The sequence below is a fragment of the Frigidibacter sp. ROC022 genome (assembly GCF_024723735.1).
Taxonomy (GTDB): Bacteria; Pseudomonadota; Alphaproteobacteria; order Rhodobacterales; family Rhodobacteraceae; genus SLM-1.
The window spans coordinates 870,205-886,492 of the sequence record NZ_JANQDU010000003.1; the positions used below are offsets into that span (position 1 = coordinate 870,205).

The 16,288-nt window shown below is 65.1% G+C and carries 15 protein-coding genes; 4 read left to right on the forward strand and 11 right to left on the reverse strand.

The features are described 5' to 3' along the window. Nucleotides 1–1,116 carry a sugar ABC transporter substrate-binding protein gene (locus tag NUW50_RS15915; RefSeq protein WP_258290122.1) on the reverse strand — a complete coding sequence of 372 codons (1,116 nt, stop codon included), beginning with the start codon at nt 1,114–1,116 and terminating at the stop codon, nt 1–3. 461 nt (nt 1,117–1,577) lie between these two features. On the opposite strand from NUW50_RS15915, the gene NUW50_RS15920 reads away from it, so the two are divergent. The 3 genes from NUW50_RS15920 (at nt 1,578) to NUW50_RS15930 (ending at nt 5,046) form a co-directional block, all read left to right on the forward strand. Continuing rightward, entirely contained in the window at nt 1,578–2,516 is a 939-nt protein-coding gene (locus NUW50_RS15920; RefSeq protein WP_258290123.1) for a sugar ABC transporter substrate-binding protein, read from the forward strand. 101 nt (nt 2,517–2,617) lie between these two features. Next, complete coding sequence (locus NUW50_RS15925) at nt 2,618–4,102, forward strand: sugar ABC transporter ATP-binding protein (RefSeq protein ID WP_258290124.1); 1,485 nt, start codon at nt 2,618–2,620, stop codon at nt 4,100–4,102. Beyond that, on the forward strand, nt 4,099–5,046 hold the full coding sequence (locus tag NUW50_RS15930; protein WP_258290125.1) for an ABC transporter permease: 948 nt from the start codon (nt 4,099–4,101) through the stop codon (nt 5,044–5,046). Before NUW50_RS15925 ends, NUW50_RS15930 begins: the two co-directional genes overlap by 4 nt. Before the next feature lie 50 nt (nt 5,047–5,096). On the opposite strand, the gene NUW50_RS15935 is transcribed toward NUW50_RS15930, so the two are convergent. From NUW50_RS15935 to NUW50_RS15980, 10 genes are all read right to left on the reverse strand, one after another. Further along, the gene (locus NUW50_RS15935; protein WP_258290126.1) at nt 5,097–6,182 is read right to left on the reverse strand and encodes an ABC transporter ATP-binding protein; all 1,086 of its coding nucleotides are present in this window, start codon (nt 6,180–6,182) and stop codon (nt 5,097–5,099) included. Between the two features lie 2 nt (nt 6,183–6,184). Further along, nucleotides 6,185–6,970: an ABC transporter permease gene (locus tag NUW50_RS15940; protein WP_258290127.1), complete on the reverse strand. Its 786-nt coding sequence runs from the start codon at nt 6,968–6,970 to the stop codon at nt 6,185–6,187. Continuing rightward, the gene (locus NUW50_RS15945) at nt 6,967–7,953 is read right to left on the reverse strand and encodes an ABC transporter permease (RefSeq protein WP_258290128.1); all 987 of its coding nucleotides are present in this window, start codon (nt 7,951–7,953) and stop codon (nt 6,967–6,969) included. The genes NUW50_RS15940 and NUW50_RS15945 overlap by 4 nt, the downstream gene beginning before the upstream one ends. A gap of 76 nt (nt 7,954–8,029) precedes the next feature. Further along, complete coding sequence (locus NUW50_RS15950) at nt 8,030–9,136, reverse strand: ABC transporter substrate-binding protein (RefSeq protein ID WP_258290129.1); 1,107 nt, start codon at nt 9,134–9,136, stop codon at nt 8,030–8,032. A 48-nt stretch (nt 9,137–9,184) separates the two neighbouring features. Next, a complete protein-coding gene (locus tag NUW50_RS15955; protein WP_258290130.1) occupies nt 9,185–10,291 on the reverse strand; it encodes an NAD/NADP-dependent octopine/nopaline dehydrogenase family protein in 1,107 nt (368 codons plus the stop codon). Then, nucleotides 10,288–10,875: a peroxidase-related enzyme gene (locus NUW50_RS15960; RefSeq protein WP_258290131.1), complete on the reverse strand. Its 588-nt coding sequence runs from the start codon at nt 10,873–10,875 to the stop codon at nt 10,288–10,290. Before NUW50_RS15960 ends, NUW50_RS15955 begins: the two co-directional genes overlap by 4 nt. Beyond that, nucleotides 10,872–11,354, reverse strand: a complete 483-nt coding sequence (locus tag NUW50_RS15965; protein ID WP_258290132.1) for a hypothetical protein — start codon at nt 11,352–11,354, stop codon at nt 10,872–10,874. The genes NUW50_RS15960 and NUW50_RS15965 overlap by 4 nt, the downstream gene beginning before the upstream one ends. Next, a complete protein-coding gene (locus tag NUW50_RS15970; protein WP_258290133.1) occupies nt 11,351–12,832 on the reverse strand; it encodes an NAD(P)-binding domain-containing protein in 1,482 nt (493 codons plus the stop codon). Before NUW50_RS15970 ends, NUW50_RS15965 begins: the two co-directional genes overlap by 4 nt. A gap of 30 nt (nt 12,833–12,862) precedes the next feature. Then, on the reverse strand, nt 12,863–14,200 hold the full coding sequence (locus NUW50_RS15975) for an MFS transporter (RefSeq protein WP_258290134.1): 1,338 nt from the start codon (nt 14,198–14,200) through the stop codon (nt 12,863–12,865). Next, nucleotides 14,197–15,657: an aminotransferase class V-fold PLP-dependent enzyme gene (locus NUW50_RS15980; RefSeq protein WP_258290135.1), complete on the reverse strand. Its 1,461-nt coding sequence runs from the start codon at nt 15,655–15,657 to the stop codon at nt 14,197–14,199. Before NUW50_RS15980 ends, NUW50_RS15975 begins: the two co-directional genes overlap by 4 nt. A 111-nt stretch (nt 15,658–15,768) precedes the next feature. Between NUW50_RS15980 and NUW50_RS15985 the strand changes: the two genes are divergently transcribed. Continuing rightward, nucleotides 15,769–16,233, forward strand: coding sequence for an Lrp/AsnC family transcriptional regulator (locus tag NUW50_RS15985; protein WP_258290136.1), 465 nt, complete (start codon nt 15,769–15,771; stop codon nt 16,231–16,233). Nucleotides 16,234–16,288: the final 55 nt, after the last annotated feature.

A 16,288-nucleotide genomic window follows, 5' to 3' on the forward strand; every position in this document is an offset into this window, starting at 1 on the left:
CTATTGGTTGTCTTTCGTCTGGCCCATGATTTCCTGCGCCGTGAAGCTGATGCCGCAGGTCGGGAAGGAGTTTCCGACGAAGAAGTTGTCGGATTCTTCGGGGAAGTAGTCGACGCCTTCCTTCATGTCGGGGTCCGAGGCCACGGCCAGCGGCAGCTTGAGCGCCTGCGGCACGACCTGACCTTCCAGCGCCGCAATGGCCACCTTCATCGCCACGGCGACCTGGGCCGGGCCGGAGCCTGCCGAGGTGCAGTCCAGCGCCTCGTCCGCGGCGCAGAACTTGCGGAAGCCGTTCTCGGTCTCGCCGCCGAAGGGCACCATCGGGTGGCCGGCATCCAGCATCGCCTGGACGATCCCGGTATCGCCGCCCTGGCCGGAAACACCCACGAAGGGGCCCGAAGTCGCGATGGCGTCGGCCGTGGCCTTCTGGGCCACGCCGTCATCCCATTTGCCGACGACCTCGATCACTTCCCAATCCTTGCCGGAGCCGTCCAGCACCTCGTGCAGGCCGTTGTGCCGGTCGGTGTCGACAGAGGTTCCGGCGACGCCGCGCACCTCGAGCACCTTGCCGCCGTCCGGCACCTTGTCGACCAGCCACTGGCCCCAGAGTGCGCCCAGGCCCTTCTGGTCGACGTTGACGTTGATCACGTCCTCGGAATCGAGCGTGTTGTCGAAGGCGACGAGCACCACGCCAGCCCTCTTGGCGCGCTTGATGACCGGGCCGAAGGCCGTCGGATTCTGGGCGTTGACGACGATGGCATCATACCCCGCGTCGATGAATTGCTGGATCGCGGCGATCTGGGCCGGGACATCCTCGCCGGTCGAGACCACCTTGAACTCGGCCAGCTTCGCGGCCACTTCCGGCTGCTCGGCATAGGCCTTGGCAGTCTGCACCATCTGGATGCGCCAGGTGTTGGCGATATAGCCGTTCGCCAGTGCGATCCGATAGGGGCCCTTCTTCTCAGGAAACTTGAAAAACGCGGTACTGTCTGACCACGGCACGAAGCAATCCGGTTCCGCAGCCGGTCCTGAAACAATTTCGGGCTCGGCGACAAGCATGGTCGAGCCCAGAACTGCCGTGGCGGCACTTGTCGCTAATATCTTGTATAGCTTCATCGTTTTCCTCCCGATAAGCCGTCTGCACCGAGCGATGGATCCCGATGCCGGTTTTGCCCCCGTTTCTTTTCTGGAAACGGCGAAGGCCAAGGTCGACGCTATCGTTGGACCAGTTTCTTGTAAACCCGCCCGTTGGTCGTCGCGATGCCTGCAGACAATTGGAGCGGCGCAACAACAATCGAAAAGGCCGCCGGATCCCAGGCAAGGTATTGGCTTTGTGCCCATTGAGAGCGTTCGCGGCGCTTGTTTTCGGGGCGGCTGGCCGGTTCCGCAGAGGATTCAATTTGACAGCGCAAGAAAGCATTGCGATACAAACGCCAGTATTCGGAAGTAAACGAAAATACCGAATGCTGTTATGATGTGTGTCCAGTCACGTTTGGCTGCGAAACATTTTTGATCAACAGGGGCGCGGCAGAATGCTGGCGCGAAGGAGCGGCGGGAGGCCGCGGGAGGAGAAGAACATGCTTAGGAGAACTTTCGGTCGCCTGGCCATTGCGGCGGCATCGCTGACATTCGCGACGGCGGCGATTGCCGACCAGCTCAAGGGCGCGATCGTCGTGATGGACCTGACGACAAATGCGTTCCAGATCGAGATGGCCGAGCAGGCCGTCGCCTATGGCAAGGAGATCGGCGTCGATGTGAAGCCCTACGCGCCGGCCGGTTCCTTCGGTGACTACGAGGGCCAGATCTCGATCATCGAGAACCTGATCACCAAGCAGGTCGATTTCATCATTCTGGTCGCGGGCCATACCACGGCGCTGGTGCCGGTGGTCGACAAGGCGATGGAAGCCGGGATCGCCGTGGTCAACATGGACAACCGCCTGAACACCACCAATGTCGTGTCCTATGTCGGCGTCGACAACGGTCAGGGCGGCAAGATGGCGGTCGACTACATCGCCAAGCAGCTGGGCGGCAGCGGCAAGATCGCGCTGATCCAGGGCGAGACCGGCAACCCGGTGCAGATCCTGCGCACCATGGGCTTCGAACTGGGCGCCGCGGTGCACCCGGGTCTCGAAGTGGTGGCCAAGCAGGGCGCGCACTGGACCGAGGAAGAAGGTCTGAAGGTCATGGAGGACATCCTTCAGGCGAACCCGGACCTTGATGCGGTCTTCGGTGAATCCGACAACCTCGCCGTCGGTGCGGCCCGGGCGGCCCATTCAGCCGGGCGCGACGACATCGTCATTGTCGGCTATGACGGGCAGCAGGGTGGCTATCAGGCGATCAAGGCCGGCGACATTGCCGCGACGATCCGCATGGATGCGCGTCTGATGGTCAAGCTCAGCATCGATGCTGCGGTCAAGTATATCGAGAACGGCAAGACCCGGGACGGCATCGACGCCGAAACCTACATCTTCCCGGAATTGGTGACCGCTGCGGAAGTGGACCAGTACATCAAGTGATATCGGTGCGGCGGTGCCCGGCGGCCCCGCCGACCCTTTGACCCCAACGGGCCGCGAAACCGCGTTTCGCGGCCCCGATCTCTGACCCACAGGATGTCCCAATGGAACCGCTGCTCAAGGTGCGGCAGGTCTGCAAGCAGTTTCCCGGCGTGCTTGCGCTGGACCATGTCGATTTCGACCTGGCCCCGGGCGAGGTGCATGCCCTGCTCGGCGAGAACGGCGCCGGCAAATCGACCCTCGTAAAGATCATCACCGGCGCCTACCGCCTCGATTCCGGCACGATCTCGATCGACGGCAAGGAGGTTCGCTTTCACGGACCCGTCGACTCGCGCGAAGCCGGGATCGGCGTGATCTATCAGGAGTTCTCGCTGGTCAACACGCTCTCGGTGGCCGAGAACATCTTCCTTGGCGACTACCCGATGCGGCGCGGCCGGATCGACTGGAAGGCGATGAACGAGGCGGCGGCCGAGCTTCTGCAACGCTTCGCGGTGAACGCGCATCCCGAAGACATCCTGACCTCGCTGGGTGTCGCGACCCGGCAGATGGTCGAAATTCTCAAGGTTCTGAACCGGAAGAACCTGAAGATCCTGATCATGGACGAGCCGACCTCGTCGCTAACCGATACCGAGGCGCGGACCCTGTTCGGCTTCATCAGGAAACTGCGGGAGCAGGGCGTGTCGGTGATCTACATTTCGCACCGCCTGGACGAGATCAAGCAGATTTGCGACCGGGTCACGGTGTTCCGCAACGGCCAGAAGATCTCGACCGAGCCGGCGCATGATCTGAGCGTGGCCGACATCGTCACAAAGATGCTGGGCGCCGAACTGGCCGAACATTATCCGCCGAAGAGCAAGGCAACCGGCGCACCCGGGCTTCAGGTCGAACACCTGTCCGGCCCCGGTTTCGAGGACGTGTCCTTCGTTGCGCGACAGGGCGAGGTCCTGGGCATCACCGGCCTGGTCGGGGCGGGCAAGTCGGAACTGGTCGAGACGATCTTCGGTGCCCGGCGCCACACCGGCGGAACCGTGATGATGGGCGACGTGAAGGTCGATCCCAAGTCCCCGCGCAGCGCCGTCGCCAATCGGATCGGGCTCCTGCCCGAAAGCCGGAAGGAGCAGGGGCTGGTGCTGGGGCTGAGCTGTGCCCAGAACATCACTCTGGCTTCGCTGGACAAGATTTCCCGTCCCTTCCTGGCCCTGGGCGAGGAAATGCGGCTCGCGTCCGAGAAATTCGAGACGCTGGAAGTGCGGCCCGGCGATCCGCAGAACGCCGCGGTCAATCTCAGCGGCGGCAATCAGCAGAAGGTCGTGCTGGCAAAGTGGCTGACGCGCGACTGTCGGGTGCTGTTGTTCGATGAACCGACCCGCGGCATCGATGTCGGGGCCAAGTTCCAGATCTACGCGATGATCGTCCAGCTGGCCGAGGCCGGGAACACCGTCATCGTGTCGTCGAGCGAGATCGAAGAGATCTGCGGAATCTGCAACCGGACTCTGGTCATGCGCAATGGCCGGATCGTGGCCGACCTGGCCGGGGACGAATTGACCAAGGAAGACATCCTTGCTGCGATTTCCAGGGGAGAGAAATGAGTATCAACCGTGTCGTGAGAGAGAACCGGCAGCCGATCATCGCGGCAGTCTCGCTGGTCGGGGTGGTGGTTCTGCTGACCTTCCTGTCAGAGTATTTCCTGACCACAAACAACATGTTCAACATCGGCAAGCAGGCCTCGATCAACCTGATCATCGGGCTTGGCATGACCGTCGTCATCATATCCGCCGGGATCGACCTGTCTGTGGGCTCGCTTCTGGCCCTGACCATCTCGGTCTCGGCGGTGCTCAGCGTGGTGCACGGCATGAACATCGTGCTGGCGACCTCCATCGCCGTGGTGCTGACGGTTCTGGCCGGGGTTCTGAACGGGGTGATCATCCAGTTCGGTAAGGTGCCGGCCTTCATCGCGACGCTCGGCATGATGGGAGTCGGGCGCGGGGTGGTGCTGCTGATTTCGCGCGGGAACCCGTCGATGTCGTTTCCGAAGTCGTTTCTGTGGATCGCCGACGGGACCATCCTGGGCATTCCCTTCCCGATCTTCCTGTCGTTGATCATGGTCGCCCTGACCGCGGGAATGCTGAAATACACCCGCTTCGGCCGCGCGGTCTATGCGATCGGCGGCAATGAAGAGGCGGCGCGGCTCTCGGGCATCAACATCCCCGCCGTCCGCGTCGCGACCTACGGGATCTGCGGATTCTGCTGCGCCCTGGCCGGGATCATCTTTGCCGCCCGGGTCGGGGCGGCGCCGCCCTCGGCGGGGGTCGGTTACGAGTTGAACGCGATCGCGGCGGTGATCATCGGCGGCACCGCGCTGAACGGCGGCAAGGGCAATGTCCTGGGCACGGTGGTCGGGGCGCTGCTGATGGCGGTGATCTCGAACGGGCTGAACATCATCGATGTCGATCCCTATTGGCAGAGCATCGTGATCGGGCTGATCATCGTCTTCGCGGTGATGATGTCGAACCTGCGCAGCGCCGCCACCTGAGCGACGCCGCGCCCCGCCAGGGTCTGGAGGGGGCGCGGCGCCGGCCGGTGTCAGTCGCGCAGGACGGCCATGTTCTTGCTGTCCCAGCCGACCCAGACCGCATCCGAGCCGATCGATTGTCCGGTCTCGGCATCGACAAAGGCCCGCAGCGAGGCGCCCTCGGCGTTGTCGACCAGCAGGTCAATGGCCATCCGGCTGCCGAGAAAGGTCCGGCCGATGACCTTGCCCTGCACGGCATTCCCGGTCTCGGGGCGGCTGGCGTGGAAGTTCAGTTTCTCCAGCCGCACCGAGGCGGTGATCGCCGCGCCTTCCTGCGGTGCGCCGCCGGGGGCGTGGCCGCTCAGCCGGTGGCCGAACCAGTCCATCACCACCGTGTCGCCGCTCTGGCCATGCACCTGGCCGGTCAGCAGGTTGGTCTCGCCGATGAACTCGGCCACGAAGCGGCTGGCCGGTTGGAAGTAGAGCTCTTCCGGGGTGCCGTCCTGCTCGACCCTTCCGTTGTTCATCACCACGACCCGGTCGGACATGGTCAGGGCCTCTTCCTGGTCGTGGGTCACGAAGAAGAAGGTCTTGTCGGTGCGGCGCTGGATCGATTTCAGTTCATGCTGGACCTGCCCGCGCAGCTTGGCGTCGAGCGCGCCCAGCGGTTCGTCCAGCAGCAGCAGCGCCGGATCTGGCGCCAGGGCCCGCGCCAGCGCAACCCGTTGCCGCTGCCCGCCCGAAAGCTGCGTCGGGTAGCGGTCGCCGTAGGCGTCGAGCTCGAGAAAGGCCATGATCTCGTCCTGGCGGGCCCGGATCGCCGCCTTGGTCATGCCCTTCAGCTCCAGCCCGAACGAGATGTTCTGCCGCACCGTCATGTGCGGAAACAGGGCGTAGTCCTGGAACACCATGTTCACATGGCGTTTCTCCGGTGGCTGCCGGGTCACGTCCTCGCCGTTCAGGATCACCCGGCCCGAGGTCGGGCGCTCGAACCCGCCCAGGATGCGCAGGGTCGTCGATTTGCCGCAGCCCGAGGGGCCGAGGAAGGTCACGAACTCGCCCCGCGCGATGTCCAGGGTCAGATGGTCCAGCGCGACGGTATCGCCGAAATGCTTGGTGATGCCTTCGAGGCGGACGAGCGGTGTTTGGTCGGTCATGCTCATGACTCCTTGTTCATGCGCCGGGTGAACCGTTCGGCCCAGAGGCCGATGGCAGCGGTCAGGACCAGGGCGACGGTCGCGATGGCGTTGATTTCCGGGGACATGCCCGATTTCAGCTTGGCGAAGATCAGCACCGGCAGCGTCGGCTTGTAGCCGCCGAGGAAGAACGATCGCACGAAATCGTCGAAGCTGAGCAGCAGGCAGAAGATGCTGGCGCCCAGGATCGCCGGGACCAGATAGGGCAGGGTGATCCGCAGGAAGGCGACGATCGGGTCGGCGCCCAGGTCGCGCGCCGCCTCGATCTGGCTCTTCGGCATGGTCGAGAGCCGGGCCGAGACCACCAGCACCACGAAGGGCACGTTATGCACCGCATGGGCCCAGATGATCGCACCCATCCCGGGCTCGATTCCCAGCATCCGGGCATAGATGCGAAAGGCGATGGCCGAGATGATCCCCGGCACCAGCGCCGGAAGGATGGTCAGCCCGAACAGCGCCGCCCGGCCAAAGAACTTGCGCCCCTCCAGCAGCACCGCGATCCAGGTGCCGACCGCGACCGAGATCAGGGTCGACAGCACCGCGATGGCCACCGAATAGCCGAATGTGGCCAGCACCTCGGTATTGGCGAAGACGCCGGCATACCAGTCCAGCGTCCAGGACCGGATCGGGAAGCCGATGAACTTGCTGTCCTTGAAGCCCATCATGATCATCAGGACCAGCGGCACGAAGACGTAGAGCACGAAGGCCCAGTAGACGCAGGACAGCAGGATGCGGTTGCCGCGGTTCATTTCGTGTCTCCCTTGCGCAGAGAGTTCATCAGCTTCTGGAATATCCCGGTCAGGACCAGCGCCGCCGCGAACATGATCGTCGCAAAGGCCGCGCCGGTGGGCCATTGGTCGCCCGCGACATGGAAGAAGCCGGCAATGGTTTCGGCAAAGACGGTTGTGGACGGCCCGCCCAGCAGCACCGGCGTCGCGTAGAAGCCGGTGGAGATCAGGAAGACCAGCGTGCAGCCCGAAGAGATGCCTTCGAGGGTCAGCGGCAACGTCACCCGGCGGAACCGGGTCCAGGCTCCGGCGCCTAGGTCGGCGGCGGCCTCGTTGTAGCTCTTGGGGAGTTTCTCCAGCGCCGAGTAGAGCGGCAACAGCATGTAGAGCGCGGTCAGATAGACGATGCCGACGCCCATGGAGAAACTGGTGTACATGAAGGGGATCGGGCGGTCGATCAGGCCGATCCATTTCAGCACCATGTTCACCGCGCCGGTGTTGCCGAGCAGGATCATGATCGCATAGGTGCGCACCACCTCGCCGACCCAGAACGGGATCAGCAACAGCAGAAGCATAAGCACCTGGTTCTTGCGGCTGACATGGCGGGCCAGGAAATAGGCCACCGGATAGGTCAGGATCAGGGTGCAGAAGGTGAATACCCCGGCAAAGATCAGGGTCCGGAAGAACGGCTGCCAGAAGATCCGGTCTCCGAAGAAGCGGGTGTAGTTCTGCAGGGTGAAATGCTGCTCGGTCCCCGGGGCGACCGGATAGGCATCGGTCAGGCTCACCCGCAGCATCTGCAGCATCGGCCCCAGGTGCTGGGTCAGGACCCAGATCAGCGGGAAGATGGCCAGGATCACGAACTGCCGGCGCGGCGAGGCCGTCAGGAAGGCGGTGAAGCCACGATAGAGCGGCCAGTTCGCCAGACGTCCCCAGAAGGTGCGCTCCCCCTGGCCGGCAATCTCGGCCTTGCTGAAGCTGCGCCCGGCTGCGTCATCACTCATGTCGGGGGTCCTCTCCCTGCGCGGTCGTGGTGCCCGGTCCGCCGTTTCCGGCGGGCCGGGTCGGGATTGATGAAGCTCAGGAGGCCTTGATGGCTTCGACCGCGGGGTCGATGAGCTTGTATTTCATGTCGTTGGCCTCGGCGCGGAAGAACTGGAGATTGGCCAGCTGCTCTTCCGGGAAGGAGGTCGATTTCTTCTCGATGTCGCTCAGGTACTCGGAGGCTCCCTTGTAGGTCGAGATGAAGCCGGAAGCCTTGGTCATCGAGGCGCCGATCTCGGGCGAGGCAAGGATCGCGTCGAGGAAGGTATAGGCATTGTCGAGGTTCGGCGCGTTGTTGGCGATGTTGAACGTGTAGACAAAGCCGTAGGAGCCTTCCTTCGGGATCGACATCGCCAGCGGGAAGCCGTCGTTGATCAGCGCCGCCGCCGGACCGTTCCAGCTTTGCGCCAGCGCGATGTCCTGGTTGACGAACATCTGCTGAACCTCGGCACCGCCGTCATAGTACTTCCGCACCAGCGGCTTCTTCTCGATCAGGTACTGCTTGACCTCTTCGACGATCTCCGCGGCCTTCGCCGGATCGTCCATATAGGCCACCATGTTGCCGTCATAGCCCATCTTCAGCATGACGATCGACATCATGTCCTGGATGACATAGGCGGTCTGGCCCTTGTACTTGTCCGAGAACAGCGTGTCCCAGGTCTCGGCTTCCTCGGGCGTCACCAGTTCGGTGTTGTAGGACAGGACCTCCATCCCGGACAGGATCGGCGCGCCCCATTTGTGGCCGTTGATCGTCGCCCAGTCGCTTTCCGAGAAGGTCGGGTTGATGGCGCCCCAGTTCTTCAGCCGGTCGGTGTCGAGCGGCGTCAGCAGGTCGCTGTCGATGAATTGCAGGAAGCGGTGCCCGGCGACGGTCATGATGTCCACCGAGGGGTTCGGCGCCTCGGCGGCCAGCAGGTTGAACTGCTTGCCCTGATCGTCGACCAGGCGGACGTTGACCTTGATCCCGGTCTCGGCCTCGAACTGCTCCTTGAAGGCCGTCGGGACGAATTCGTTGTAGGTCCAGATGTTCACTTCGCCACCGGCCGCATGGGCACGGCGCAGATACACCGGGCTGGCCAGGGCGGCACCGGACATCGCGGCGGTGCCGATGAAATTCCGGCGGTTGAGGATGAGCTTGGTCATGTGAGGCGTCTCCTTGTTGCTTCAGTTCGTTTCCGTATCAGTTATTGTTCACGACGCCACAGGGGGCGTCGTCCGCAGCATTCCGGTACGGGCGGCCTGCCGCAGATCGTCCAGGCCGAAGCGGTCCAGCTCCAGCGCATTGAGCAGCGTGTTCTCGGCGGCGAAGTCGCGGCCGTACATCGCTGAAAAGATGTCGATTCCCGCCTGATGCAGCACCGCCGGACGGCCCGCAAGACGGCCAAGGACGGCGGTCAGCTGCAGACCGTAGGGGACATCCTCGGTGACATAGCGGCTGTCGGCCGTGGCCGGACCGGTGCCTCCGTTGCCGAGGGCGTGCATCTGCTGGTTCATCTCCGAGATCGAGGCGACCGGGACATGAAAACTCAGGTGGAAATGCTCGAAGATGGTCTTGACCTCCAGCCCGAGCGCCTCGGCGATGGCCAGGCGTTCGAGGTCGAGCTGCTCCAGCAGCCGCCCAACCTTGGGGGTCACGTTCTGACCCTGGCTCCAGGTCTCGCCGCGCTCCATCCGTGTGATGTTGCCCAGGGCGATTCCCATGTGGTTTTGCGGGTTGAGGTTCGACAGCGAGATCGCCAGCAATCCGTCGCGGGGCTGGAACCGGTCTCCGAACAGGCGCCGGCAGATCGCCAGGGCACAGTCCGAGCGGGTGTCCGGCACGGTGCAGAGATCGACCCGGCTGCGCACGGTATTGACGTTGACCGTCGGCCCTTCCTGTCGCCGCCCGGTGACGACGGTGGTGCCCCAGGCGGTGATCGGCGCCTGAACGCCCCGCGCCGCGAGCATCTGCATCAGGTAGACGGCACCCAGCGAGGCATGGGAGGAAATGATGACATGCTGGCCGTCGCGGATATGCGGCGCCAGCGCGTCCATCGCGGCCTTGTGGCCATAGGCGGGCAGGGCGATCAGCAGCAGGTCGTTCTCGTCCGCCAGTTGCCGGGCCGTGTCCGCGATCCCCGGCGCAAACCGGGTCTCGACGGCGCCACCGGCGGTCAGCGGGGCGTCCTTCAGCGGCGCGGTTCCCGCCCCCGAAGGCGACCAGAGCATCGGTGCATGGCCATTGTCATGCAGCAGCGCTGCCGTGGCGAAGGCGATGGAGCCGGCTCCGGCAATGCCGACACGGATCGGGTCGCTCATGCCTGGACCTCCTGGCGTACCGGGTCGCCCAGCACATGCATCAGCCGGTTGGCCCAGCCGAACAGCGCCGCGGACAGGATCAGGTCGAGGATCTCGGCATCCGAAAGGCCGGCGTCGCGCAGCGCCTGCATGTCCTCGGGCCCGGCAGTGGGCGGCGCTTCGGCGGCCTTGCGGGCAAAGTCGAAGATCGCCCGGTCGCGGGGGCCGAGATCGGCCTTCTCGCCCTTGGCGAACAACTCGTCCGTGACGCTGGTGTCCTTTTCCAGCTTGGCATGGCGGTCGGCATGGACGGCGGCGCAATAGATGCAGCGGTTCACCATCGAGGCCGCCAGCGCACTCAATTCGCGCTCGGCCCGCGACATGCCGCCCCGGTCATACATGATCGCGTTGAACAGAGGCGAGCGAACGCTGAGGCTTTCGACATCATGCGCCAGCGTCAGCACATAATCCGAGACCTTGGTGTTCGAAGGCGTGACCTGCAGGGCGTCGAGCTGGTCCTGCGTCGCCTCGGCCAGGTTCACCGGGGTGACGCGCGGCTGCCAATGCGGCACATTGCGGGTGAATTTGTGGATCACGCGGCTCATGCGGCGGCTCCGTTCATCAGGCGCAGCCCCGAGATCACCCGCAGCTGATAGGCCAGGAAAGCGACCAGTTCGCAGAGTCGGACGATATCGGCATCGGCGAAGCCGGCGGCCTGAAGCCCCGAGATATCCGCGCCGGCAATGTCGCGGGTCTGGTTGGCCGCCTTGTCGACAAAGGCCAGGATGACCGAAAGTTCCTGCTCGGCCCCGTCGCTGGCCGGATCGGCCAGCGCCGCGTATTGCCCGGCCGCGGCGCCATGATGGGCCGCCAGTGCCTCATCCCCGGCGAGCCGCGCCACCCGCGCCGCAAGCGCGGAGCGCAGATCATGTCCGAAGGCGCCGAAATCCTTCGGCCGCAGCACCGCGTCTTCGGCGGCCTGGGTCATCTCGATGATCTTGCTTCGCGCCGTCACGGCCTCGGCCACGGGTCCGTCGCGGCCGACTCCGGCAAGGCGCAAAAGGCTGGTGTCGAAAATGCTCATGCGATCTGGTCTTCCCGTTCCGGTTGGCTGGCCCCGAGTTCGCTCGGACGCCATTCGTCACCCTGCAATTCGGGTGTGTCATAGTCCTGCAGGCCCTGCCAGTGCGACGGCAGGTCCTCGCGGTAGAGCGTCGCCGCCAGGGCGCGCGACAACCAGGCGGCGCCTTCGCTGATCCCGGGGATATCGCCGCTGATCTTGCCGAGGCTGGCCGAGGCACCATAGTTGAAACAATAGACATTGCGTAGCCAGGGGGCCTTTCCAGGGGTCTTCTCGCGGAAGGTGAAGTCCGGGTTCAGATAGGGAAACTGCCCCAGATCCCGGGACTGTTCGTCTTCCGGAGGCGTGTAGACATCCTGCCAGAGCAGGATTTCCCCCGCCGTGTCGCCGAACTCGGTCCGGGCCATCGGGTCGATGACAAAGCCGGTGCCGAGGATCACATAGTCGGCCTCGTAGGACGTGCCGTCGGCGAAATGCACCAGCGCCGCGTCGCCCTTTTCTTCGATCCGCGTGGTGGATTTGCCAAAGTGGAAATAGGCGTTCGGATGGCGGCTGACCCGCAGGGTCGAGCCGCGCGGCGCCGGGGTCTGGGTGGCGAAACTGTATTGCATGAAGCGCCAGCGCCATTCGTCGGGCAACTCGGGGTAGCCGGCGGTAAAGCCGAAACAGCCGATCCCCATCATCTTGTTGATCGTCGGCATCTCCTTGCGCCGGATCAGGTGCCGGACCTCGGCGGCGCCATGCTCCAGCGCCTCGGCCGCATTGTCCACCGCCGAGGCTCCGACGCCGATCACCGCCACCCGCTTGTCCTTCAGCGCGTCAAAGTCGATCTCGTCGGCGCTGTGGGCCCAGAGACGGCGCGGCAGGTCCCGCACGAAGCCCGGAATGTTCGGCCCGCCGGTGCCGTCGCGGCCGGTGGCGAAGATCAGCTTGCGGGTCAGGATGCTGCCGCTCTCGGAACCGGAAAGGGTCAGCCGCAGCAGATCGCCCTCGGGCTCGACATGATCGACGGAAATCCCGTTCTCGACCGGTATTTCCAGCGCCTTGCGGTACCAGATCAGATAGTCCATCCACATCGGCCGCGGGATCTTGTCGAGCGCCTCCCAGGCCTCGCTGCCATGCTGTGCCCGATACCATGCCTGGAAGGTCAGCGACCCCATCCCGAAGGCCGGACCGGTCAGCACCTTGGGAGAGCGCAGGGTTTCCATCCTTGCATAGTTGAGCCAGGGCCCCTCGCGCCCCGCCTCGGCACGGTCGAGAACACGGATGTTGCGGATGCCGGCGGTCGTGAGCGCCAGCCAGGCGACCATGCCGCACATGCCGCCGCCGATGATGACCACATCCGTCACGCCCTCGCGCTGCGGCACCCAGTCCTTGCCGGGATAGCAAAGGAAGGCGAGTTCTTCGCGGAGCCGGGCCTCGAGCTCGGGCAGGCCCTTGGCGTCGATGGGTGACGGATCTTTTGCGTGCTGGGAGGTCATCTTGTGCAAAACTCGCCTTTCAGTAGGAAATCATATGGCGCTCTGGCGCCAGGACGGATGCAGGTCGTCTATGCGGAAATCATGCACGTGACGATGCTGGCGGCCCAGTGCCGGAACCGCATGCAGATGCGGGTGATCCTCGGGCAGGTCAGGATGAACATGCGGCCGCTGCAGCGGATCATGCGCCGGCCAGACCGTCATCGCCATCAACGCGATCGTGGCGCTCAGCGCCGCCAGCATCAGCAGCGCCGGCTCCAGCGAGACGGCCCCGGCCAGCCAACCGGCCAGCGGATAGGCGACCAGCCAGCCGGCGTGGCTGAGCGAGAACTGTGCCGCAAAGACCGCGGCCCGGTCGGCGCGTGTGGCGGATCGCGTGATGACCAGCCCGCCGGGGGTGAGGACCAGCGAGGAGGTGGCCCCGAACAACAGCCAGATCGGCGCCAGCGCCGGCAAGGGCAGGGCGGGCAGAAGCGCGAAGGTCGCGCCGGTGGCGGCAAAGCCGAAGGCCCCGGTCAGCATCGCTTGCCGCTCGCCGATCCGCTTCAGCAGCCGCGGCATGAAGATCGCCCCGCTCGCCGCGCCGATCCCGTAGCAGGCCATCAGCAACGGATAGAACCGCTCGGCATTCCCCAGTCGCGCCCCGGCATAGACCACCGTGTTGACCAGCACCCAGGCCATCGAGACCGAGAGCGCGAGGTTCAGCAGGAACAGGCCGCGCAGCCGCGGCGTATGGGCATAGATGCGCATGCCCCGCAGCGCCCGGGTCAGGAACGGCCCCTTGACGGCCGTCTCGCCGCGCGCCGGGAACCGGATGCTCAGAAGCGCCAGGACCGAGCCGAGAAAGGCCAGCGCCGCGGCAAGGAACAGGGCTTCCCCGGTGACGACGTTCAGCACCGCCGCCGCGATCACCGGGCTCAGCACCGCTTCCATCGTATAGGCGATCCGCGACCAGGCCAGTGCCTTGGTATAGCTTTCCTCTTCCGGAAGAACGTCCGGGATCACCGACTGGAACAGCGGCGTGAAGCCGGCCGCCAGCACGAAGAAGGCAAAGGCCAGCACCGCCACATGCCAGATTTCGGTCGACAGCCCCATCGGCAGCAACAGGAGCATCCGGCCGAAATCCAGCGATACCATTGCCCGCTTGCGCGGGACATTGGCCAGAAGCGTCTCGGCCAGCGGCGCCAGCAGCACATAGGCCACCATCTTCAGCGCCAGCAGGAACCCCAGCAGCGTTCCGCCCGCCGCCGCGCCGCCGATCCGGTAGGCCGCCAGCGACAGCGCGACGGTCAGCAGGCCGACGCCGAGCAGCGAACAGATCTGGGCCGCGAACAGGCGGCGAAAGGTGGGATTGGACAGCGGGCTGCTCACGAGGCGAGGCTTTCTGCGCCGGAGGCGACCGGTTGGAAACGGGCGGTTTCGGGATCGGCGCGGTAGGAATTGCCGTATTGTGCCGCATCCGAGGCAAGATTGTCCACCGCCGCAATGATCAAATCGGCCTTCTCGTCGGTCAGCAGCGCCGAGAGGTTGAGCCGCACCCAGCCCGGTTTCTCCAGCTCTTCGCCGCGCAGGATGGCGTCGCGCATCTGCCGCGAGCGGTCCTGGTCCAGTCCCAGAAGGCGATGCGCGTAGGAGCCGGCACAGGCACAGCCGCCGCGCGCCTGAACCCCGTGGACATCGCTGAGAAGCCGGGTGAACAACTGGTGATGGACATGGCCGCCCATGCCGTCGCCGATCCGGAAGGAAAAGATCGGCAGCGCCTCGGCGTCGCGCCGGCCCAGCAGCTCGATCCGGGGATTGCCGTCCCAGACCGCCAGCGCCCGGGCCCGCAGCTCTGCCTGGCGCCGGTCCAGCCAGTCCTGCCCCAGGGCCTCCTTCAGCAGCATGGCCAGCGCGGCGCGGATATCGCCGGTCACGTTCGGGGTGCCGCCTTCCTCGCGCTCGCTCAGCTGCCGGGAATAGACCTGGTCCCAGGGCGAGACGAAGCTGACGGTGCCGCCGCCGGGCAGGGTCGGGGTGCGGCGGCGGGCAATGGCGTCGCGCAGGATCATCACGCCCGAGGCGCCGGGACCGCCGGGGAACTTGTGCGGCGAAAACACGATCGCGTCCTTGGCGGCATCGGTTCCGGCCCGCATGTCCATCTCGACATAGGGGGCGGCGCAGCCGTAGTCCCAGATCGCCAGGGCGCCGTGCCGCCGGAGCATCCGGGTGACCGCATCGGTGTCGGTCAGGATGCCGGTGACATTCGAGGCCGCCGAGAAGGCCCCGACGATCAGATCGGCGCCCTGCGCCTCGGCCAGGGCCTGTTCCAGCGCCCCCATGTCCGGACCGCCGCCGGCGCCTTCCGGGATTTCGATCGTGGTGGCGCCGCTCTCGCGCCAGGGCAGCAGGTTCGAGTGATGCTCGTAGGGGCCGACAAGCACCACCGCCCTGCCGCCCTGCGCCAGCACGCCGGGGATGTCGAGCAGGCCGACGATCCGGTTCAGCCCGGCGGTGGAGCCGGCCCCGGTGAAGACCACGCTCGTCGCCGCATCGGCACCGGTCATCCGGGCGATCTCGGCCCGCGCGGCCTCTCGCAGCCGGGTCGTGTAGGCGCCGCAGAACGATGCCTGGGTATGGCTGTTGGCGTAATAGGGCAGCACCTTGTCGCGGATGAAATCCTCGACCTGCAACAGGCCGCGGCCCGAGGCGACATAATCTGCATAGAGCAATCTGCGCGGGCCGAAGGGGCCTTCGATCTGCACCCCGTCCCCGATCAGCCCGGACCGTATCCGGGCCGGAAGGTCGGGACCGGCCAGCGATGCCTTGAACTCGTCCAGTGGCGACATGCCTGCTCCGTTGCTGTCGTTGGCTACGGGGGCAAGATTGGCACAGACTGCCGTGTAAACCTTACCTATCTTAACCTTGTGGTGACAAAAATTCGATCATATGATCGAAAAATGCAGTCGAAACTCGATCATATGGATTTGCGCATCCTGGAGGAGTTGCAGCGCGATTCCGCACAATCGCAGCGGGCGCTCAGCGACCGTGTCGGGCTGTCGCAGAATGCGTGCTGGCGCCGTCTCAAGACGCTGGAGGCGGCAGGGATCATCCGCAACCGGACGGTGGTTCTGGACCGCAAGCAGCTGGGCGTCGGGCTGGTGGTCTTCGCGATGATCAAGACCCGGCATCATTCGGCCAGCTGGCTGAAGCAGTTCCGCCAGCATGTCTCGACGATCCCCGACGTGATCGACTTCTTCCGCATCGGGGGCGATTACGACTATCTGCTGAAGATCGTGACCCGCGACATGAACAGCTATGACGAGGTCTACAAGCGGCTGATCGGCGATCTGGAACTGGAGGCCGTCACCTCCTATTTCGCGATGGAGGCGATCGCCGAGCAACGCCCGATCCGGCTGACCTGACGCGCCGGCCGGCCGGGGCCGCCCGGCGCGTCTGTTCCCTTCCGCCTAGAAGAAA